General features: G+C 62.6%; 15 protein-coding genes and 2 pseudogenes. 6 read left to right on the top strand and 11 right to left on the bottom strand.

What is annotated here, in order from left to right:
• The first annotated feature begins 5 nt into the window (after positions 1-5).
• The 3 genes and pseudogenes from ampE to ACQKEK_RS06045 all read left to right on the top strand — a co-directional run bounded on the left by ampE (position 6) and on the right by ACQKEK_RS06045 (position 3114).
• A complete protein-coding gene (ampE, locus tag ACQKEK_RS06055) occupies positions 6-842 on the top strand; it encodes a regulatory signaling modulator protein AmpE (RefSeq protein ID WP_499141588.1) in 837 nt (278 codons plus the stop codon).
• Positions 843-912: 70 nt separating this feature from the next.
• Positions 913-2259, top strand: a pseudogene (locus tag ACQKEK_RS06050) (HAMP domain-containing protein); the annotation flags it as partial.
• A 141-nt stretch (positions 2260-2400) separates the two neighbouring features.
• Positions 2401-3114, top strand: coding sequence for a methyl-accepting chemotaxis protein (locus ACQKEK_RS06045; protein WP_499142214.1), 714 nt, complete (start codon positions 2401-2403; stop codon positions 3112-3114).
• A gap of 67 nt (positions 3115-3181) precedes the next feature.
• Here the strand turns inward: ACQKEK_RS06045 and ACQKEK_RS06040 are convergent, their stop codons facing one another.
• From ACQKEK_RS06040 to ada, 3 genes are read right to left on the bottom strand one after another with little or no spacing between them, the layout of a single operon-like run.
• On the bottom strand, positions 3182-3961 hold the full coding sequence (locus tag ACQKEK_RS06040; RefSeq protein WP_499141586.1) for a TatD family hydrolase: 780 nt from the start codon (positions 3959-3961) through the stop codon (positions 3182-3184).
• A gap of 35 nt (positions 3962-3996) precedes the next feature.
• Positions 3997-4242, bottom strand: a complete 246-nt coding sequence (locus ACQKEK_RS06035) for a hypothetical protein (protein ID WP_499141584.1) — start codon at positions 4240-4242, stop codon at positions 3997-3999.
• 50 nt (positions 4243-4292) lie between these two features.
• A complete protein-coding gene (ada, locus tag ACQKEK_RS06030; RefSeq protein WP_499141582.1) occupies positions 4293-5330 on the bottom strand; it encodes a bifunctional DNA-binding transcriptional regulator/O6-methylguanine-DNA methyltransferase Ada in 1038 nt (345 codons plus the stop codon).
• Between the two features lie 158 nt (positions 5331-5488).
• Here ada and ACQKEK_RS06025 point away from each other — a divergent pair, with 158 nt between their 5' ends.
• Positions 5489-6379, top strand: coding sequence for a PA4780 family RIO1-like protein kinase (locus ACQKEK_RS06025; RefSeq protein ID WP_499141580.1), 891 nt, complete (start codon positions 5489-5491; stop codon positions 6377-6379).
• A 704-nt stretch (positions 6380-7083) separates the two neighbouring features.
• On the opposite strand, the gene ACQKEK_RS06020 is transcribed toward ACQKEK_RS06025, so the two are convergent.
• Genes ACQKEK_RS06020 through ACQKEK_RS06010 form a run of 3 tightly spaced genes read right to left on the bottom strand, consistent with a single transcriptional unit; the run spans position 7084 to position 12717 of the window.
• Entirely contained in the window at positions 7084-8577 is a 1494-nt protein-coding gene (locus ACQKEK_RS06020) for an efflux transporter outer membrane subunit (protein ID WP_499141578.1), read from the bottom strand.
• Entirely contained in the window at positions 8577-11630 is a 3054-nt protein-coding gene (locus ACQKEK_RS06015) for an efflux RND transporter permease subunit (protein ID WP_499141576.1), read from the bottom strand. Before ACQKEK_RS06015 ends, ACQKEK_RS06020 begins: the two co-directional genes overlap by 1 nt.
• A 4-nt stretch (positions 11631-11634) precedes the next feature.
• Positions 11635-12717, bottom strand: coding sequence for an efflux RND transporter periplasmic adaptor subunit (locus tag ACQKEK_RS06010; RefSeq protein ID WP_499141575.1), 1083 nt, complete (start codon positions 12715-12717; stop codon positions 11635-11637).
• Positions 12718-12939: 222 nt separating this feature from the next.
• On the opposite strand from ACQKEK_RS06010, the gene bfr reads away from it, so the two are divergent.
• Entirely contained in the window at positions 12940-13407 is a 468-nt protein-coding gene (gene bfr / locus ACQKEK_RS06005; protein ID WP_045424510.1) for a bacterioferritin, read from the top strand.
• Positions 13408-13467: 60 nt separating this feature from the next.
• Here the strand turns inward: bfr and ACQKEK_RS06000 are convergent, their stop codons facing one another.
• The 5 genes and pseudogenes from ACQKEK_RS06000 to ACQKEK_RS05980 form a co-directional block, all read right to left on the bottom strand.
• The gene (locus ACQKEK_RS06000) at positions 13468-14331 is read right to left on the bottom strand and encodes a methyl-accepting chemotaxis protein (RefSeq protein ID WP_499142212.1); all 864 of its coding nucleotides are present in this window, start codon (positions 14329-14331) and stop codon (positions 13468-13470) included.
• Positions 14323-15255 (bottom strand): annotated as a pseudogene (locus tag ACQKEK_RS05995) (methyl-accepting chemotaxis protein); the annotation flags it as partial. The gene ACQKEK_RS06000 and the pseudogene ACQKEK_RS05995, both read right to left, overlap by 9 nt.
• A 350-nt stretch (positions 15256-15605) precedes the next feature.
• A complete protein-coding gene (mqo, locus tag ACQKEK_RS05990; RefSeq protein WP_499141573.1) occupies positions 15606-17186 on the bottom strand; it encodes a malate dehydrogenase (quinone) in 1581 nt (526 codons plus the stop codon).
• Positions 17187-17481: 295 nt separating this feature from the next.
• Entirely contained in the window at positions 17482-17895 is a 414-nt protein-coding gene (cueR, locus tag ACQKEK_RS05985; protein WP_499141571.1) for a Cu(I)-responsive transcriptional regulator, read from the bottom strand.
• Between the two features lie 79 nt (positions 17896-17974).
• Complete coding sequence (locus tag ACQKEK_RS05980; protein WP_499141569.1) at positions 17975-20356, bottom strand: heavy metal translocating P-type ATPase; 2382 nt, start codon at positions 20354-20356, stop codon at positions 17975-17977.
• Positions 20357-20511: 155 nt separating this feature from the next.
• Here ACQKEK_RS05980 and ACQKEK_RS05975 point away from each other — a divergent pair, with 155 nt between their 5' ends.
• Positions 20512-20703, top strand: coding sequence for a heavy-metal-associated domain-containing protein (locus ACQKEK_RS05975; protein ID WP_499141567.1), 192 nt, complete (start codon positions 20512-20514; stop codon positions 20701-20703).
• Positions 20704-20727 lie beyond the last annotated feature (24 nt).

Below are 20727 nucleotides of genomic sequence, written 5' to 3'. Positions count from 1 at the left end.
GATAGATGATTTTTCTCGTGGTGTTCTTGGCCCTGGTCATCGATAAGCTTACTGATTGGCGACAAACGGTGCAGGATGACGGGCCTTGGCTGCGCTTGCTGGAGCACGTCGAGGGTGGTGCGGCGTCGAGGCGTGAACCTTGGCTGAGCCTGTTCCTTCTGGTGGTGCTGCCGGTGCTGTTGCTTGGCCTGCTGTTGATGGCGCTCGAGCCGCTGGCCTATGGCTGGCTAAGCCTGCCCCTGCATCTGCTGGTGCTGCTTTACAGTCTGGGTCGAGGCCAGGGCAAGCGCGAGCTCGGGCCGTTCCGCGATGCCTGGCGTCGTGGCGATGACGAAGCTGCAGCACTGGTCGCCGAGCGTGACCTGGGGCTCAGCACGACGGATGCGCCGGGCCTATTGCGTGCCGTGGAAGCACAGCTGCTCTGGCGCAGCCATCAAGGCTTCTTTGCCGTGATCTTCTGGTACGTACTGCTTGGTCCCGTGGCGGCGCTCGCCTATCGGCTGCTCGCGTTGACCATCGAGCACGCCAAGGCCGAGGCCATACGCGAGCGGGCGGGCCAGTTCAGGCATGCCTTCGACTGGCTACCGGTGCGGGTGCTGCTGGCTAGCTTCGGCTTGGTCGGCAATTTCGTCGCGGCTAATCGCGCCATGCTGGCTGATTTGTTGCACTGGGGTGTTCCTGCTCGGCAGCTCTTGGCCGAGGTCGGCCCAGTGGCGGCTGACCTTGACGAGCCCTACGCCGGGCAGGCGGGCATCGGGCGCCTCGACAGTCTCGCCGCCTTGCTCGTGCGTGCTCGCATCCTCTGGTACGCAGCGATCGCACTCTGGATTCTATTCCGCTAGCGAGTCGATGCCGCTCAGCGCTCGGTAGAGACACTCCGCACAATAGGTGCTCCGCATAAGTGCGGTGGATATGCCGGAATCGGCGTGTCTTCTGCCAGTTGTCGGGGTGTCACTCTGCCATTACCTTAAGTTACATGAGCCCCGTCCGATATCCCGTATAAGTTTTCTCGCACCTTCTCTGACGAGCCCTGCCGCAGTCTCGACGCTGATGGCAATACAACAAAAAATTGGGAGACGTCTTTTGAAAAGTCTGTTGTATCCGGCCATTGCCCTGATGAACCGTCTGAGCTTCGGCATGAAGTTCAGCCTGATCAGCGTTCTGTTTTTCGTCCCCATGCTGCTGACCAATTTCTATCTGGTGCGCGACTCCTACGAGGAATTCGTCGGCACCCGCACTGAGTTGCGCAGCCTGGAACTGCTGGGCACGGCCTTGCAGCTACGCCGGGAAATGGAAGACTGGAAAGATCTGGTCGAGATCGAAGGCATCATTGGCCAGACCGGTGAGGTGCAGGCGCTGATCACCCGACTGGCCAATGCCGAACGAGAACTTGCTGCGCGAATGCAGAACCTGACGCCGGTCAGCGATAACCCTGAGCAGGTCGCCGAATTCGAAGCGCGCCGGGATGAGCTCGATGCTGCACTGCGTGAGGCTCAGTCGCAGCAGTCCTTGCAAGCAAAAGCCGCTATGGCGCGGGCGGTGTTGGCCAAGGCGCAGGTCATGATCAAGCTGATCGCCAGCCAGTCGGGCTTGAGTCAGGACAGTCAGCGTGATGTCCGCTTACTCTCTGAGCTTCTGACCTCGGCGACGCCGACCATCACCGCTGCGCTCGGTGAAGGTCGGGCGGTGGGCTCTTACACCTTTGGTCAGGGCTATTTGAACTCCGATGCCAGCAACAAACTGGACGACCTGCTGCTCGAGCTGGAAAAGCAGCAAGCACAGTACGGTGCCCAGCTGCAGGATGTGCTGGGCAGCAGCCCCGCCGCCCAGAGCCAACTTGATACACAGGCAAAGGCGAGCCGCGACTCTCTGCAGTCCAGCAGCGATATCTTTCAGGATCAGGTGATCATGGCCGAGGCGCTGGATCAGCCCTGGGAAAATTTCTACGACCTGATCAGCGCCGAGATGGCGAAAACCTATGCGCTCAACGACTCCATCCTCGCCTTCCTGGATGACCAGCTCGAGCAGCGCCTGGAGCAGAAGCAATTACTGATGGTGCTGCTGCTGGCCGCACTGGCAGTGGTGTTTGTACTGATCGTCTACCTCTACAGCGCGTTCTACATGTCTACCCGCGCATCGCTGCGCAGCCTCGGTGCCACCATGGACCGAGTGGCGGCTGGGGATATGACAGCGCGTTTCAAGGTGCAAAGCCGCGACGAGCTGGGCGAGCTGGGTCAGGTGTTCAACGAGACGGTGTCGAAAATCCGCGAACTTATCGAGCGCGTCGGACATACAGTCGGCGAAGTGGAGCGTCAGGCTTCGCGCGTGGAAACCGTCTCTGGCGAGAGCAACCAGACGGTGTCCGAGCAGCGCGGACAGATCGAACAGGTCGCTACGGCTATGAACGAGATGTCGGCGACCGCGCAGGAAGTGGCCACCAGCGCTGAAGCCGCAGTGGGCAGCGCTCAGAGTGTCAATGAGGAAACCGTCAGCGGTCGCACCCTAGTCGAGGCGCAGGTGAGCGGCATCGGCCTCCTGGCCGCCGAGATCGAACAATCGGTCAGTGTGATCAATCAGCTGGCAAGCGACAGCAAAGCCATCAGCCAGGTATTGGATGTCATCAAGGGCGTGGCCGAGCAGACCAACCTGCTGGCGCTCAACGCGGCGATCGAGGCGGCACGCGCAGGCGAGCAGGGCCGCGGCTTCGCTGTGGTGGCGGATGAAGTGCGCAGCCTGGCCAAGCGCACCCAACAATCCACCGAAGAAATCGAACAAATGATTGGTCGCCTGCAGGGTGGCGTTGGTGCCGCGGTCAAGACCATGCACTCCAGTCACTCCATGGCTGAACAAACGGTCAGCCAGTCGGCCCAGGTTCAGCAGGCACTTGAGAATATCCTTGGTGCGGTCGGTGTCATCGTTGACCAGAATCAGCAGATCGCCGCGGCTGCCGAGCAACAGACCGCCGTCGCCCACGATATTGATCGCAACATTGTCGCGATCAACGAGGCTGGGCAGCGCACCGCCGAGGGCGCAGGCCATACCGAGCAGGCAAGTCGCGAGCTCACCGAGTTGGTCGGGCGGCTGCAGCAACTGATTGGTGCGTTCCGCGTCTGACCCTGCCGCTCATCGGCGTTGTGCCTAGGCGGTGATGTTCGGCAGAGCGGGCCTGGGCTGAGCGCGATCACTTCCAGCCAAACAACTCGCAGCTGTTGCGATAGCTGGCGTCCGCCAGCTCTTCCGGGCTAATGCCGCGCAGTTCGGCCAGCTCGCGGCAAATGTCCGGGAGGAATTCAGGGCTGTTGCGTTGGCCGGCGTGGCTGTGGGGTGTGATGTCCGGGGCGTCGGTTTCCAGGACGATGCTCTCGAGTGGCAGTTGCTGCAGCACACGGTGCATGCGGTGCGCCTGGGGCCAGGTGCCGGCGCCGCCCAGGCCGAGCTTGTAGCCGAGCTTGATGTACTCCCGCGCTTCTTCCCAGCTGCCACTGAAGGCATGTGCGATGCCGGTGCGCTTGAGCTTGTAGCGCTTCAAGGCGGCGATCATCGGCGCGTGGGCGCGGCGAACGTGAAGCAGTACCGGCAGTTCAAATTCATTGGCCAAGTCGAACTGTGCTTCGAGCAGCTCTTGCTGGCGATCCTTGTTCGGGTTTTCGATGTAATAGTCGAGGCCGATCTCGCCGATGGCGCAGAGCTTGTCTTGGCCGCGCAAGCGCTGCAACCAGTCGCGCAGCGCGTCGATATGCTCCGGTCGGTGATCCTGCAAGAACACTGGATGCAGGCCCAGCGCGGCATAGACGGCTGGCTCGTCCAATGCCATCTGCCAGACCCTGTCCCAGTTCGCCTGATGCACGCCAAGCACCAGAACGCGCTCGACTCCAGCCGTGGCGCAGCGGTCCAGCACCTCACCACGGTCCACGTCGAAGGGATCGAAGTCGAGATGGGTGTGGGTGTCGATCAAGGGCAAGGCTGGCTCTCCTTCAGTGGGTGCGTGGCAGTGCGTCAGCGGTGCGATTCTTCTTCGATCTGGATATCGCTGACGCCCAGTTCGGCCATGCGGCTGTGCTCGCTGGCGCGTTCGGGAATTTCCCAGGGCGCGTCGACGCTGGCGCGGGGCTCTTTGACGTGGTGCAACAGGATCTCCAGCTCGGCTTGCTCCATAGCAGGCGCTTCGAAGGCGCTCATTGTCAGCGAGGCGGGTTCGCCATTGATCAGGTAATGAATGCGGTAGCTTTTCAGTTCGGTCATGGCTGGGCTCTTTGCGGTGGCATGTGAAGCATCCGACCGCTAAATCACTCTCAGGCTCCCGATTCATCACGCTCCGAGTCGAGCAGGGCGGCTTTTCGCTCAACACCCCAGCGGTAACCGGTCAGTGCCTGGTTGGCGCCCACCACGCGATGACAAGGCACCAGCAACCCCACAGGGTTGCTGGCGCAGGCACGGGCTACAGCGCGCGGATGGCTGCCAAGGCTTGCAGCCAGCTCACCGTAACGTCGGGTCTCGCCCGGCGGAATACTCCGCAACGCCTGCCAGACTTGTTGCTGGAATGCGGTACCACGCAAGTCCAGCGGCAGCTGCGCGGCGCGGGTGGGCTCTTCCAGTTGGATGATGATCGAACGCAGCCATTCGCCGAGCCCAGCCTGATCGGGCAGCAGATGCGCTGCCGAGAAACGGGCGCCAAGTTCTTCAAGTAACGCCTGCCGTTCATCTCCGAACAACAGTGCGCATATCCCTTTTTCGCTGGCCGCCACCAGCAGCAGCCCCAAGGGGCACGGGCTGGTGGCATAGCGCAGGGTTTCGCCGGCACCTTTGCGTCGGCGCTGGGCCGGGCTGATCGCGGCAGTATGCTGATAGGCGCCGCGCGTGCTGCCGTAGCCGGCGTCCAAGGCTGCGCCAAGCACTGACTCGGCATCCGGCAGCTGCATTTCCAGTCGCTCTCGTCGGCGCGCTGCGGCCCAGGCGCGCGGCGTCAGGCCGGTTCGCGCCTTGAATGCGCGCGCCAGATGCGACGATGACAAGCCGATACGGGCAGCCAGCTGCTCCAGGGTCATCGGTTCGACGCTCTCATCCAGCAGGCGACAGGCGGCGATTACCAGCTCATCGAGCTGTTCGGCGAGGCTCTTGCCTTGAGGCGAACAGCGTCTGCACGCGCGGAATCCGGCGGCCTCGGCCTCGTGGATGTGGCTGAAGAAGCTGACACCCTCGCGCCGGGGACGACGTGCCGGGCAGCTCGGACGGCAAAAGATTCGGGTCGAATGCACGGCAAACACGAAGCGCCCATCGAAGCTCGGATCGCGATCGCAGAGCGCTTGCCAGCAGTGGTCGAAATCGAGCATTGCAGTGCTCCCTGGGTGAATGAGCGCGATTGTCCGCCCTGGCCGGCTCTGATGCCAATCCACAGTACGCTTTCAAACTTGCGGGCGAGCATGGAAGCCCGTTCGTGATTGCCGTAACCTGCAGATCTGCATAGTCAAATAGGGTCTGTAAGCCGCTGATGAAAACGCCAAAACGACTCGAGCCGTTGGTCGAGGATGGGCTGATCGACGAAGTGCTGCGCCCGCTGATGAGCGGCAAGGAAGCAGCGGTTTATGTAGTGCGCTGTGGTGATGAGCTACGTTGCGCCAAGGTCTACAAGGAAGCCAACAACCGCAGCTTCAGACAGGCCGTCAAATACCAGGAAGGCCGCAAGGTTCGTAGCAGCCGCGATGCTCGCGCCATGGCCAAGGGCTCCAAGCATGGGCGCAAGGAGAAGGAAGAAAACTGGCAGAACGCTGAAGTGGCCGCCTTGTTCAGGCTGGCGGATGCGGGCGTGCGCGTGCCCAAGCCGTATGACTTTCTCGATGGCGTGCTGCTAATGGAGATGATCTCCGGCGAAGACGGCGATGCCGCACCACGTCTCAACGACGTCGACCTGCACCCCGATGATGCGCGGGAATTTCATGCCTTCATGATCCATGAAGTGGTCAAGATGCTCTGCGCCGGGCTGGTGCATGGCGACCTCTCCGAGTTCAACGTGCTGCTTGATGAGCATGGGCCAGTGATCATCGACCTGCCTCAGGCAGTCGATGCGGCGGGTAACAACCACGCCTTCGAGATGCTCGAAAGGGACGTTGGCAACATGTCCGCCTACTTCGGGCAGTTCGCGCCCGAACTCAAATTCACCCGCTACGCCAAGGAAATGTGGGCACTGTACGAGGACGGCAAGCTCACGCCTGAATCCGAGCTCACCGGGGAATTCGCCGAGCCGGAAGACGCGGCGGATCTGGATGCCGTGATGCGGGAAATCAAGGCGACCCTGGCCGAACAGGAGCGCAAGGAAGCCCTGCGCAACGCAACGGACGAGCCCAGCGACGAGCCGCCCACGCCGCCGTGGATGCGTAACTGAGCAGCGCATGGCGGGGTTTGATCGCTTGATCTCGGGCACGGTGGGACCTTCTCGAACGTCCCACCTTGGAGCGATCACGGTTCAGTGTCCGCGTGATGCTAGCTGCCTATGAGCGTCGGGATCGCCAGCAAGCTGGCTCCTACAGAGCGAAGGCGTTCCGGGCGCTGAGGTTCGCAAGATTGGTCCGCTTTCCGCTTTTCGTAGGAGCGAGCTTGCTCGCGATCATCGCCCAGGGTTCCCCCGGATGCTCGCTGCCTGTACGAGTCCTGATCGCCAGCAAGCTGGCTCCTACAGAGCGAAGGTTCCGGGCGCTGAGGATCGCAAGACTGGTCGGCGGTCCGCTTTTCGTAGGAGCGAGCTTGCTCGCGATCATCGCCCGGCGTTCCCCCGGATGCTCGCTGCCTGTGCGAGTCCTGATCGCCAGCAAGCTGGCTCGTACAGGGCGATGGGTGTTCCGAGCCCTGCGGCTACAGAGCTGGTCCGCGGTCCGCTTTTCGTAGGAGCGAGCTCGCTCGCGATCATGGCTCGGCGTCCGCGTGATGCTGGCTGCCTGTGCAAGTCCGGATCGCCAGCAAGCTGCCTCCTACAGAGCAAAGGGTGTTCCGCGCGCTGCGGTTCACTGAGATGGTCGGTGTCGGATTTTCGTAGGAGCGAGCTTGCTCGCGATCATCGCCCGGCGTTCACTCAGGAGGGCGGTCGCAGAATTACTGCTCCGGCTGCTCCGGCGCTTCGCTCGTGTTGTCTGCATCCGACACCGCGCTCGGCTTCATCTCCCAGCCACCACCCAGTGCCACGAACAAAGCCACCTGAGACGTTGCCAGGGCGGTTCGTCCCTGCAACGCCTGCTGGCGAGCCTGCAGCGATCCGCGCTGCGCATCGAGCACCTCGTTGAGGTTCGCCTCGCCCAGTCGATAGCTCTTCTGCGCCAGTTCATAGGCGTAGGCCCGATGGCGGAGGGTGGTGCGCAGCGAGTCAAGGCGGCGTTGTTGCCCGTCGATGCGCACCAGTGAGCGCTCCACGTCCTCCAGTGCTTGAGCCAGTGCCTGCTGGAAGCCCAGGTAGGCGCTCTCGCCCTCTGCATCGGCCAGGTCGATCGCCGCGCCGCGCCGGCGGTAGTCGAGAAAGGGCAGGCCGAAAGTCGCACCGAGGCGGGCGAAATTCGAGGCGGTGGAAAAAGCATCGCCCAAGGCCAGCCCGGAGCGGCCGACTGCCGCCTGCAAGGCAAGCGTCGGGAACAGATCGCGGCGGGCGGCCAGCGATTGCAGTTGAGCTGCTTGCAGTTGCGCCGCTTCGGCAATCAAGTCCGGACGTCTTCGCAGCAGGTCCAGGGGTTGTCCGGGCGGGATGGGCTTGTCTGCCAGCGGAACCTTGGCGTCCGCTGTAAGCCGCCGGGCGATGCTTCCCGGTGGCTCGGCGAGCAGCGTATCCAGAGCCAGCCTCGCTTCGGCCAGGTTGATTTCCAGTTCGTCCAGGTCCGCCTGCAGTGAGGCGCGCTCGGCGGCGCTGGATTCGACATCCAGCCGAGTGACCTCGCCCGCCTCGAACAGTCGGCGGGCGATGTGTTCGAGGCCTTTCGCCAGCTCGATCCCCTCAACCAAAAGCGCGCGTTGCCCCTCAAGGGCGCGCAGTTGCATGTAGCCCTGCGCCATGTTCGAGGCGACCGCCAACCGGGCTGCAATGGCCTGGGCCTGGGCGGATCGGATCTGCTGGCGCGCACTGTCGGTTCGCGCGCGGGTGGCACCGAAGATATCCAGCTCCCAACTGGCCTGTAGCGCCAATTCCCAGTTATCGAAGGTGATCACGTCTTCATCTGGAATGAACTGGCCGATGGGGCTGTTGGGGTTCTGCTCGTTGTTGTTCTCGATCCACTGGCGGCTGGCCGAACCGGGCAGATCGAAGGTGGGGAAGAGACCGGCGCGGGCCTGCCGCAACTGCGCACGTGCGGTGTCGACGCGCAGCATGGCCAGGCGGATGTCGCGGTTGTTCTCCAGCGCCTGGCGCACGAGCTTTGTCAGCACTGGATCGTCGAATCGCTGCCACCAGTCGGCAAGCGCTTCGGCATCGGCTGGCTGTTGGCGCACCGCATGGAACCAGCTCTCCGGCACGTCGGGCGCCGGGCGCTCCGGCACGCTGGAGCAGGCGCCAAGGGCCAAAGCCAGTGCCAAGACCAGCGGCGTGCGGGACAATCGGCTCGGCATCAGGTTTCCTCCGGTTTGACGCGCATGAACAGCAGGTACAGGCAGGGCACTGCCAGCAGGGTGAGCAGGGTGGCAAAGCCCAGTCCGCCCATGATGGTGACGGCCATGTTGGCGAAGAAAGGGTCGAACAGCAGCGGCACCATGCCCAGCACCGTGGTGCCCGCTGCCATCATCACCGGCCGCAGGCGCGAAGCCGATGCCTCGACGATGGCAGTCAGACGCGGCACTTCATCCTCAATTTGCCGGTCGATCTCATCCACCAGCACCACGGCGTTCTTGATCAGCATGCCCGTCAGGCTGAGCAGGCCGAGCAGGGCCATGAAGCCGAACGGCTGGCCGGTCACCAGCAGCCCGAGCGTGACGCCGCACAGCGCCATCGGTACTACCAGCCAAATCATCAGTGGCTGACGGACCTTGGCAAATAGCAGCACCGTGACCAGCACCATCGCCAGATACGGCACTGCGAGCGTACTGGCCAGCGCCTGCTGAGCATCGGATGACTGTTCGTGGTCGCCGCCCCATTCCAGTGAATAACCGATCGGCAGTTCGATGTCCTCGATCAGCGGACGAATGCGCTCGAATGCGACGTTGGTGTACTCGCCGTCGCGCGGTTCAGCACGGACTGCAATGGTCCGTTCGCGGCCGTAACGGCGAATCATCGACTCCTCGGTCGTAGCCTCGACGCCGTCCGCTACCTGGGCCAGCGGCACGTAGCTGCGGGTGGCGGGGCTCCAGATCAGCCGTTGCAGCAGGTCGCCTGGTTCGACGCGATCCTCCGGGGTGGCGCGCAGGAGGATCGGGATCAGCTCGTCCTGCTCGCGGAACACGCTGACTTGTTGGCCCTCGCTGGCCACTGACAGCGCCTGCGCCACCTGTTGGCGTGTCAGCCCCGCGTCGGCCAGGCGGTCCAGGGCCAGCCGCGGACGCAGCACCGGCACAGGCGAGCGCCAGTCATCGCGGATGTTGAAGACCTGGCCCTGCTCCTGAAGGATTCGCTGACCTTCGGCCGACAGCCGGCGCAGCTCGTCAATGTCGGGGCCGCTGACCCGCGCTTCGAGCTTGGCTTCGGCGTTGGGGCCGAACATGAATTGCGCGGCGGCGGCGTCAGCAGACGGGTAGCGGCCCGGCAATGTCTGGTTCACCTCGCGAACCAGATCGGCGATCACCTCGGCATTTTCGGTGCGTACCAGAAAGTGCATCAGCGCCGGGTTGGGCTGTTCCGGCGCGTAGGTGAGCATGAAGCGCGACGCACCTGCGCCAACAAAGGTCGACACATCGGTTACGCCGTCCAGCTGCTTCAGGTAGGCCTCGACGTCCTCGGCGGTGCGGCTGGTCTCGCGAATGTGCGTGCCCTGGGGCAGGAACAGGTTCACGTAGAAGATCGGTGTGCTCGACGGCGGAAAGAAGCTCTGCGGCACGCGACTGAAGCCCAGCACGCTGAGGACCGTGAGCACAACTAAGATGCCCAGCGTCACCCAGGGGCGACCCAGCACTCCACCGGCGATACGGCGGTAGCGGTTGTAGATCGGCCCGCTGTAGGCATCGTCTGCGTCTGTGTCATCGTCCTCTTTGCCGCCCTTGCGCTCGAGCAGGTAGTGCCCGAACAGCGGCACCACCAGCAGCGCCAGCAGCCAGCTGAGCAGCAGCGACGCGGCGATGACGAAGAACAGCGAGAAGAGGAATTCACCGGTGGTGTCCTGGGACAGGCCGATCCCGGCAAAGGCCAGGATGCCGATGATGGTTGCGCCCAGCAGCGACCACTGCGTCTGCTGCAGCGTCTTGCGAGAGGCTTCGAGAATGCTTTTGCCGCGTTGTTTCTCGATCAGCATGCCGTCGCAGACCACTACGGCATTGTCCACGAGCATGCCCATGGCGATGATCAGCGCGCCGAGGGAGATGCGTTCCAGCTCGATCCCACCGATCCACATGAGCAGCAGCGTGCCGAGCACGGTGAGAAACAGCACGGCGCCGATGATCGCGCCGGCGCGTACACCCATGGCCAGGCACAGCACGCCGACGACGATGGCGACGGAAAGGAAGACGTTGAGCGCGAAGCTGTTGACCGACTCGTTGACGATGCTGTGCTGCTGATACAACGGATGCAGTTCGGCGCCCAGCGGCATCAGGTACTGCATGGACTCCAGCTTCGCCTCGACGCTACGACCGACTTCGACGATGTTGCTGCCCGACACACCGCTGACGCCGAGGGTCAATGCCGGCTCACCGTTGTGGCGGATGATCTGGCGCGGGCGTTCGGCGTATTCGCGTTTCAAGGTGGCGATGGAGCCCAGGTCGACGCTTTGCTGGCCTTGGCCCACTGGCAATGCACGCAGCGCATCCAGGGAGTCAAACGCGCCGGTCGGACGGATGTGGACGAAGAATTCGCCGGCCCGCACGCCGCCGGCTTCCACCGCTGCGTCGGCATCGGTCAGCGCCGCAACCAGCTCTTGTGGAGACAGCTTCAGTGCGGCCAGGCGCGCCTGATCGACTTCCACCAGAATTCGCTCTTCACGCACGCCGGCCAGTTCGACCTGACCAACGCCGTCCGCCGTGATCAGCCCGCGGCGCAGGTCCTTGGCGACTTCATGCAGCTCTTCCAGCGTCAGGCCTTCACCGGTCAGGGCAAAGAAGATGCCGTAGACATCGCCAAAGTCGTCGTTGACCAGCGGTGGGTCCAGGCCTGGAGGCAGCTGTTGTCGAGCATCTTCGACCTTGCTGCGCAGCTGGTCCCAGATCTGATCGAGCTGCTCACCCGAGTAACGGTCCTGGATTTCGACACGGATTTCCGCCAGACCGATCATCGAGCGCGAGCGGATCTGCTTGACCTCGGAAAGCTCCTGGATGGCGCTTTCCAGGGGTTCGGTCACTTCCTGCTCGACTTCGAGTGCGGTCGCGCCGGGATACTGCACCGTGACGATGGCTTCTTTGATGGTGAATTCGGGATCTTCCAGTCGGCCCATTTCGAAGAACGCGACGACGCCCCCGACCAGGCAGATCAGGACCAGCACCCAAATGTTGACCGGTTTGCAGATGGCGTAACGTGCTAAATCCATCCGCTTACTTCCGCCGTTCGGCTTTGATCGGCTGGTCTTCCGACAGCTTGCTGCCGCCCGCCACCACCACCAGCATGTCGTTGTTCAGCTCGCCGCTGACCACCGCGTGATCGTTTTCGATGCGCTCGAGCTGCAAGTCCTGGCGCTGGGCATGACCGTCCACCGCCAACCAGAGGTAATGGCTGCCGTTTGGCGCTGTTTGCACCGCGTTGAGCGGCAGGCGAAAACGCGGCGGCGTATCGCTTTGCGAGGCGGCAGGCCGCTGGAGGCGAACCCGCATGGCCATTCCCGGCAGCAGGTTGTAGTCCGCCGGCGGCTCGCCTTGCAATGTCAGGTTGTAGGTGCGTGAGCCCTCGCGAGGCTGGGTGCTGTGTTCCTTGTAGGCCAGTGGCAGGGTCAGGTCGGCGATGACCAGTTCGCCCACGGCCTCCAATGTGCTGTTCAGTGGAATGCTCAGCGCCGCGCTCTCTGGCAGGTCGACCGCGACCTCGATGTGCTGGTTGTTCTGCAGTTCCAGTACGGGCGAGCCTGTGGCAACCACCATGTCCGGTTCGACCAGGCGCCGCGCGACCACGCCATCGAACGGTGCCTCCAGCGTGCTGTGATTGACGTTACGAAGGGCGCTGTCACGGGCGACCCGCGCCGCCACCACATTGGCCTGCAGCGGTTCGACCGCGGCCGGAGCGAGAATCCCCTCGGCCAAAAGGGCGCGTTTGCGGGTCAGGTCTGCCTCCAGCTGGCGCAGCCGTGCCTCGGCTTCGCGCAGTTGCAGCTCGTAGTCGGTGTCATCGAGCTTGGCCACCGGCTGACCTTTTTCAACGCGTTCACCCTCGTCGACGAGGATCTGCTCGACGCGGCCCGGCACCTGAAATGCCAGCTGCGTGCTGGTCACGCTATCGACCACCCCCGGAAAGCGCAGCGCCTCGGGGCCGTTATCAATGCGCTGCAGGGGCTCGACGAAAGCGACACGTGGCGGGACTTGCGCAGGTTCCGTGTCCTCGGAGCAGCCAGACAGCGCCAGCAACATGCAGATCGAAGCGGTGATATTGAGATGCGGTGAGTGGCCTCTCGACGATAAAAGCGGCATCCGTTCTCCTGGGCGATAGGGACGAGCAAGACATCGCGGTGCCAATGCGAAACGCCGCGACAGAACCAGTAGAACCCCGCTCTGGCTCGGGAGTTCGGACTATGCTGAAGTGACCCGTCGGTCAGTCGGTTTTGCCTGCGGCAATGGGGCTGCGGTCAATCTGCCGCCGATTGGGCGTATCATTGCTCAGCGTTCAAAATGTCAGTGCAGGAGAGAGTCGCAATGCAAGGTCAGCCACAGGTCATCGAATATCTGAAAGAACTGCTGCGTGGGGAGCTGGCGGCGCGCGATCAGTATTTCCTGCATTCGCGGATGTATGCCGATTGGGGCTTCACCAAGCTCTACGAGCGGATCAATCACGAGATGGAAGAGGAAACCCAGCACGCCGACGCGTTGCTCAAACGCATCCTGTTCCTTGAAGGCACTCCGGACATGACGCCTGAGGCGATGCATCCAGGCCAAACGGTCCCCGAGATGTTGCGAGCCGATCTGGCACTCGAATACAAGGTGCGCGAAGCCTTGGCCAAAGGCATCACGCTGGCCGAGCAGCATGGCGATTACCAGACGCGTGAAATTCTAGAATTGCAGCTGATGGACACCGAAGAGGATCACGCCTACTGGCTGGAGCAGCAGCTCGGGATGATCGATCGAATCGGCTTGCAGAATTATCTGCAGACGCAGGCAAGCTGATCACGCAAACGAGTCACCACGAGGCCAGGCGCAATGCCTGGCCTCGTCGTTTCAGGCAGGTCAGATGCGGAAGCGACTGACCATCGTCTGCAGCTGACTGCCCAGACGTGCAAGCTCTACGCTAGACGCGGCCGTTTCATCGCTGGCCGCGGCAGTCCTCTCCGACACATCGCGCACGTTCACCACGCTCCGGCTGATCTCTTCGGCTACGGCGCTCTGCTCTTCGGCGGCCGTGGCGATCTGCTGGTTCATGGCCTGGATGTTCGACACCGTGCTGGTGATGCGTGCCAGTGATGTGCCGGCGCGGCGGGTCAGCTCGACACTGCTTTCGGTGAGGTTGCGGCTGTTCTGCATGATCGCTGACACCTGTTGCGTGCCGCCCTGCAGCGCCGTCACCAACCCTTCGATTTCCTCGGTGGATTTCTGCGTACGTTGCGCCAGGCCGCGCACTTCGTCGGCGACCACGGCAAACCCGCGTCCGGCTTCACCTGCGCGTGCTGCTTCGATTGCAGCGTTAAGCGCCAGCAGATTGGTCTGCTCGGCCACGGCGCGGATCACGTTCATTACGCTGCCAATCTTGTCGCTGTCGCTCTGCAGGGCGGTCATCGCCTCAGAGGATCGGATGACTTCACTGGCCATGCGCTCAATCTGCTCCACCACTTCGGCTACGACCCGATCACCCTCACGTGCTTCGTGATCGGCCTCGGTTGCTGCCTGCGCGGCCTGTTCGGCGTTGCGTGCGACCTCTTGAACGGTGGCCGACATTTCATGCATGGCGGTCGCGACCTGATCGGTTTCCTCCTTCTGGCTGTTGACCCCGGCACTGGTCTGGGCGGTGACAGCCGATAGTTCTTCGGCCGCGCTGCTGATCTGGCTTACACCGTCGCGTATGCCGCCAATCAGCTCACGCAAGGTGGTACCCATCTGCTGGATGCCTTGCTGCAGGACACCCAACTCGTCGCTGCGGGTGATCTTTGCAGTGGCAGTCAGATCGCCCGAAGCAATGCGTTCGACATCCGCCATGGTAGTGCGCAGCGGGAAAATGATCTGGCGGGTGATCAACCACGCTGCAAGCACCCCGAGCAGCAGTGCCAGCGCTGTGCTGACGACGAGCCTGTTGCGCGCTTCACCGCTTTCGATGTCCAGGCGGTTTAGCTGGAAGTCGTACAATTCATCGCTGAGGCGCACGATTTCCTTCTGCTGGTCGGTCATTTCCTGGCGTGCCTTTGCAATCGCCTGGGTGGCGCTGACCAGGCTTTCGATTGCTGCGCGGTATTCACCAAGCACGGTGCGGATCTGGCCAACGGCGTCGCGGTTGCTCAGATCGATCACGCCACGGTTTTGCTCCATTGTTGCCACGGTGGCATCGAGCTGGCTGTAGACGTTTTGTATTTTCTCAGCGCTCGACGAAGCCATGTAGATGCGCAGTAGGTAGTGAGCCTGCTTGATCTCATCGCGGATATCGGTAATTGCGCGAAGCTGCTCGAAGCGCTGGTCTTCGTACTCGGGGAGCTGCAGTACGCGGGAATGGACGGCGCTGGTCAGTTCACTCAGGCGTGCGGCTGCACTGTCGATTGTTTGCTGCGATCCGTTCGCCAGCACGTAGCTCTGACGCATGTTGTTCAGCGAGTGCTGGTATCGCTCGTTGTAGCCGGCCTGCTCCTTGAGCATTGCCACGTTCACGGGGTTCTTGAACGTATTGAGCAGTTTTGTCTGCTGGGCCAGGTAGATCCCCAAATTCTTGTCCAGGCGCTCGGTGGACTCGGTGTCGCCGTTTGCCAGCATGAATTGCAGCCGCGCGATGCGCAGGTCGGTCAGCGTGTCGTTGAGATGCGATATCTCAGTCATCCAGCTGCTGCGTTGAATCACGCTGCCCAGGCTGCCCCAGCCATTCCAGGCTACAACCAATGTAAGAACCAGGACGGCGCCAAAGCCCAGGGCGAGCTTTCTGCTGACGCCAATATTTCCAAACCAGCTATTCATTCAAAATCCACTTGCGAGAGACGATCAGAGAAACTGCGACGGACCGTCGACAGCTGCGGTGCGCCGCGTTTTCGGCCCGAAAAGTCGAGACTTTAGTGCGTTGTTAATATGGCGCCATAAATACGACAAATGATTGTCGAGGTCACTGCGACGTTAAGCCCGCGGCTGCAAGTCACAAAAAAACCCGCCGCAGCGGGTTTTTCTGATCGATTGCATCAGTCAGTCAGCAGCTCTTCGTTGTGGCCGGTCGAGGCAGCTAACTGCAGCTGCTCGCTGGTCATGGCTCGAACCTGCTCAGTGAGTGCCGGGTCGTCGTTCAGGGCTCGGCCATAAGCCGGGAACATGTCGTTGAGCTTAGCTTGCCACTCAGGCGACTCGACCTGCGCCTTGAAGGTGGTTTTCAGCAAGGTGAGCATGATGGGCGCAGCGGTAGACGCTCCAGGCGAGGCCCCGAGCAGTGCCGCAATGGAGCCATCCGAAGCGCTGACGATTTCAGTACCGAACTGCAGCACGCCGCCTTTTTCCGGATCGTCCTTGATGATCTGGACACGTTGCCCCGCGGTGATCAGCTCCCAATCATTGGCATCGGCCTCAGGGAAGTAATCCTTCAGCTCAGCGATACGGTCTTCCTGGCTAAGCATCAGCTGGCCGATCAGGTACTGGCTCAGATCTAGGTTATCCAGGCCGGCCTGAACCATTGGCACGGCGTTGTCAGTGCTCAAGGAACCCGGGAGGTCCATCAGCGAACCGTTCTTCAGGAATTTGCTCGAGAAAGTAGCGAAGGGACCGAACAGCAACACTCGCTCACCATCGATCACGCGCGTATCCAGGTGTGGCACGGACATCGGCGGCGAACCGACCGACGCCAGCCCGTAGACCTTGGCCTGATGCTGCGCGACAACCTCGGGGTTACGTGTCATCAGGAACTGGCCGCCTACCGGAAAGCCAGCGTAGCCCTTGGCTTCGGGAATGTCGGCCATCTGCAACAGCTTCAATGCGCCGCCGCCAGCGCCGATGAAGACAAAGCGCGCCTTGACGCTGGTCTCGGTCCCGCCGTCAGCGAGATCCGCGGAGACGACGGTCCAGGTGCCGTCATCGTTGCGCACGATGTCGCGTACCTCATGCTGCAGCTGCAGTTTGACCTGCTCGCTTTTGCCCAGAGCGTTGAACAACTGACGGGTGATCTCGCCGAAGTTCACGTCGGTGCCGATCGGCATGCGGGTGGCTGCAACCTGCTGGGCGTCGCTGCGTCCGTTCATCACCAGCGGAACCCACTCGGCGATCTGCTGTGGCTGCTCGGAGTATTCCATGCCCTTGAATAGCGGGCTCTGTTGCAGGGCTGCGTGGCGCTTGCGAAGGAAGTCGATATTGTCTTCGCCCCAGACAAAGCTCATGTGCGGGACGGCATTGATGAATCGGCGCGGCTCCTGAAGCACGCCGCGCTCCACCTGATGAGCCCAGAACTGTTTGGAGACTTCGAATGACTCGGCAATACTCACGGCCTTGCTGATGTCGATGCTGCCGTCGGCTTTCTCCGGCGTGTAGTTGAGCTCGCAGAAGGCGGAGTGCCCGGTGCCGGCGTTGTTCCAGGCATTGGAGCTTTCGTCGGCCACGCTCGGCAGACGCTCATGAACTTCCATGGTCCAGCTCGGCTCCAGTTCGTGCAGATAGGTCGCCAGGGTGGCACTCATGATGCCGCCGCCAATCAGCAGGGCATCCACGGTCTTTTCGGGTTCATTGGGCTTGGAGCAGGCGACCAGTGCGAAGCACGTAAGCGCCAGGGTCAATTTCTTCATCAAGGTTCTGTTTTGCCTGGTAAGGGTTAAGCGGGGCAGCGCGTGTCGTTCAAAGGAATGGCTCGCCGCCCGCGAGGGCAGCTGATTCGGATCCGAGGGAAGACAAGCGCATACGGGTAGGCCAGAGGCCTGGAGGCAAGGCGGCGGTGGTGATGCTCGACTTAAGCGGCAAGCGACCGGTTGCGGGCATGCCGCGACCGCCTCCTTGCGAGGGGCGCGGATTCTATTAGGGAGCTAAGCATATAGCAACGCCAAGCACTGGCTGCTTAGCTTGGGCCTCGCATGTCCTGGTCTTCTAGTTGCTCCGTGCTCCGTTACGGCAGCCAGACTCAAGGTCCTTGAGGATCGGGCAATCCGGCCGGTCATCGCCCTGACAGGTGTCGACCAGCTCTTGCAGGGTGTCGCGTAACCCCACCAGTTCAGCGATCTTTTGATTGAGCGCCTCGATATGCGCGCCGGCCAGGGACTTAACGTCAGCGCTGGCGCGATGGCGGTCCTGCCAGAGCGTGAGCAGCCTGCTCACTTCCTCCAATGAGAAGCCCATATCGCGCGAGCGCTTGATGAAGGCAAGGCGGTGCAGGTCTTCCTCGCCGTAGTGACGGTAGCCGTTGGCGCTGCGCCCGGCGGGGGAGATCAGGTCGATGGACTCGTAGTAGCGAATCATCTTTGCCGATAACCCGCTTTTCTTTGCTGCTTGGCCAATGTTCATGTGTGCATCCAGACGAATCGGTGTGAGGCTGTTGTGTGCTGCGTCGGCGCGCCGACCACAGCCCACGCGCGGCGGCACGCTAGTCCTTCGGCTCCCAACGCTTGAGCAGCAATGCGTTGCTGACCACGCTGACACTCGACAGCGCCATTGCCGCGCCTGCCACCACCGGGCTGAGAAAGCCGAACGCTGCCAACGGAATACCGACCAGGTTGTAGATGAACGCCCAGAACAGGTTCTGCTGGATCTTGCGGTAGGTGCGGCGGCTGATCTCCAGTGCCGCGGGCACCAGGCGAGGATCGCCGCGCATCAGGGTGATACCGGCGGCATGCATGGCCACATCGGTCCCGCCGCCCATGGCAATACCGACGTCGGCTGCGGCCAGCGCTGGCGCATCGTTGATGCCGTCGCCGACCATCGCCACCACCGCGCCGCCTTTTTTCAGCTCGGCGACCGTGGCGGCCTTGTCGGCCGGCAGCACTTCGGCATGCACGCTGTCGATCTGCAGCGCCTCAGCCACTACGCGCGCACTGCCGCGGTTGTCACCGGTGATCAAATGGCTGCGAATATGCCGGGCGTTGAGAGCCGCAATCGCTTCAGCGGCGCCTTCCTTGAGGCTGTCGCCAAACGCGAACAGGCCGAGCACGCGAGGTTGCGGCGCAGTCTCGATCAGCCAGGACAGCGTGCGGCCTTCGCTTTCCCATGCTTCGGCTTTGCCCGCCAGCTCGCCCGGTTGCAGGCTGCTGTCGTCCATCAGCCTGCGATTACCCAGCGCCAGCGAGCGGCCATCAAGGTCGCCCGAGATGCCACGTCCGGTTAGCGACTGGCTGCGCTCAACGTCGGCGACCGTAATGCCTTGTTCTGCGCAACGGTCGAGCACTGCCTGAGCGAGTGGATGTTCACTGCCGCGTTGCAGTGCCCCAGCTTGTTGCAACAGCGTGGCTTCGTCGCCGTCCACGGCATGCAGATGCACGACGCGTGGCTTGCCGGAGGTGAGTGTGCCGGTCTTGTCGAAGGCGACGGCTGTCACGGCATGGGCGACTTCCAGCGCCTCGGCGTCCTTGATCAGAATGCCGTGGCGTGCGGCGACGCCGGTGCCCGCCATGATCGCCGCAGGTGTCGCAAGGCCCAAGGCGCAGGGGCAGGCGATTACCAGCACGGCAACGGCGTTGATCAACGCAACTTCAGCCGGAGCGCCGACAAACAGCCAGCCGGCGACTGTTATCAGGGCGATGACCAATACGGCCGGGACGAAGACCTGGCTGACCTTGTCCACCAGCTTCTGAATGGGCGCTTTGGCCGCCTGAGCGTCCTCCACCAACCGAATGATGCGCGCCAGTACCGTTTCGCCGCCGAGGGCCGTGGTGCGCACCAGCAAGCGTCCTTCGCCGTTGATCGCGCCACCGGTGATACGGTCGCCCGGCTCTTTGTTCACCGGCAGGCTTTCACCGCTGATCAAGGCTTCATCGGCCTGGCTCTCACCTTCGACCACCTCGCCGTCCACCGGGAAGCGCTCGCCAGGCTTGACCAGTACCAGGTCGTCCAGGCGCAGGGCGGCGATGGCAACGTCCTCTTCACGACCGTCGACCACCCGTAAGGCCCGATCCGGCCTGAGCGCCTCCAGCGCACGGATAGCCGCGCTGGTCTGACGTTTGGCGCGGCTTTCCAGATACTTGCCCAACAGAACGAGGGCGATCACCACAGCAGACGCTTCGAAATACAGATGCGGCATCTGCCCGGCCTCAGCGGCCCACCACTGGTAGAGGCTCAAGCCGTAACCGGCGCTGGTGCCGATCGCTACCAGCAAATCCATGTTGCCGGCGCCAGCGCGCACGGCTTTCCAGCCGGCCACATAAAAACGCGCCCCGAGGATGAACTGCACAGGTGTGGCGAGGAGGAATTGAATCCAGGGTGGCAGCATCCAATGCAGCCCCAGCAGGTCGCCGAACATCGGGATCACCAGCGGCGCGGCCAGCAGCAACGCGGCGATCACTGCCCAGCGTTCGCGGCGCAGACGGCTGTCGCTCGTGTCCGTGGCGGGCTCGTTATCGCTGCTGGCCTGTGCCTTGTAGCCGGCTGCTTCGACGGCCTGGATCAGTACCGTTGCGTCTACCGCGCCGAGCACCTCGATGCGTGCGCGTTCGCTGGCCAGGTTCACCGACGCGCTGCGTACGCCCGGTACTTTGAGCAGGGCGCGCTCGATACGGCCGGCGCAGCTGGCGCAGGTCATGCCTTCGATAGCCAGCTCCAGCGTCTGCACCGGCACGCCGTAACCTGCCTTTTCCACGGCTTGTATCAGCGCGGCGATATCGCCTTCATGGGTTTGCACGCGGACCTGCTCGGCGGCGAGGTTCACCGCCGCATTGTCGACGCCGGGCACCTTCAGCAGGGCGCGTTCGACCCGCCCGGCGCAGCTGGCGCAGGTCATGCCGGTAATAGGCAGAGTGTAGGTTGCGCTGGTCATGGTTCGCTCCGAATGGGCCTGATGCCGATGATGATCAACCTTCACCTTATGGGAAGGTCAAGTCGAGTAACAGGTTGTCGCAGCCAGTCTATTGACCCTGTCAGTGTGGCAAGGTTGAGCATGCTGAAGTCGTCAATAAACGAGAGGAGCACCTGATGCATACGTTCAACGTGACAGGCATGACTTGCGCGCATTGCCAGCGCGCCGTGACCCAGGCGATTCAGTCCCGAGATCCCAGTGCCAAGGTTGATGTCGATCTTGAGGCAGGAGTGGTGCGAGTGGAGGGTGGGCTGGACGAGGCGGCTATCCGCGAGGCCATTGAAGAAGAGGGCTATCAGGTCCAGTGACGCGATACGCGGCAGCCGGTGCTG

Origin of the sequence: Pseudomonas sp. NPDC077408, assembly GCF_050269105.1 — a bacterium.
GTDB lineage: Bacteria > Pseudomonadota > Gammaproteobacteria > Pseudomonadales > Pseudomonadaceae > Stutzerimonas.
Note: the sequence above shows the minus strand (reverse complement) of the source record. Positions and strands in the feature narration are given on the sequence as shown.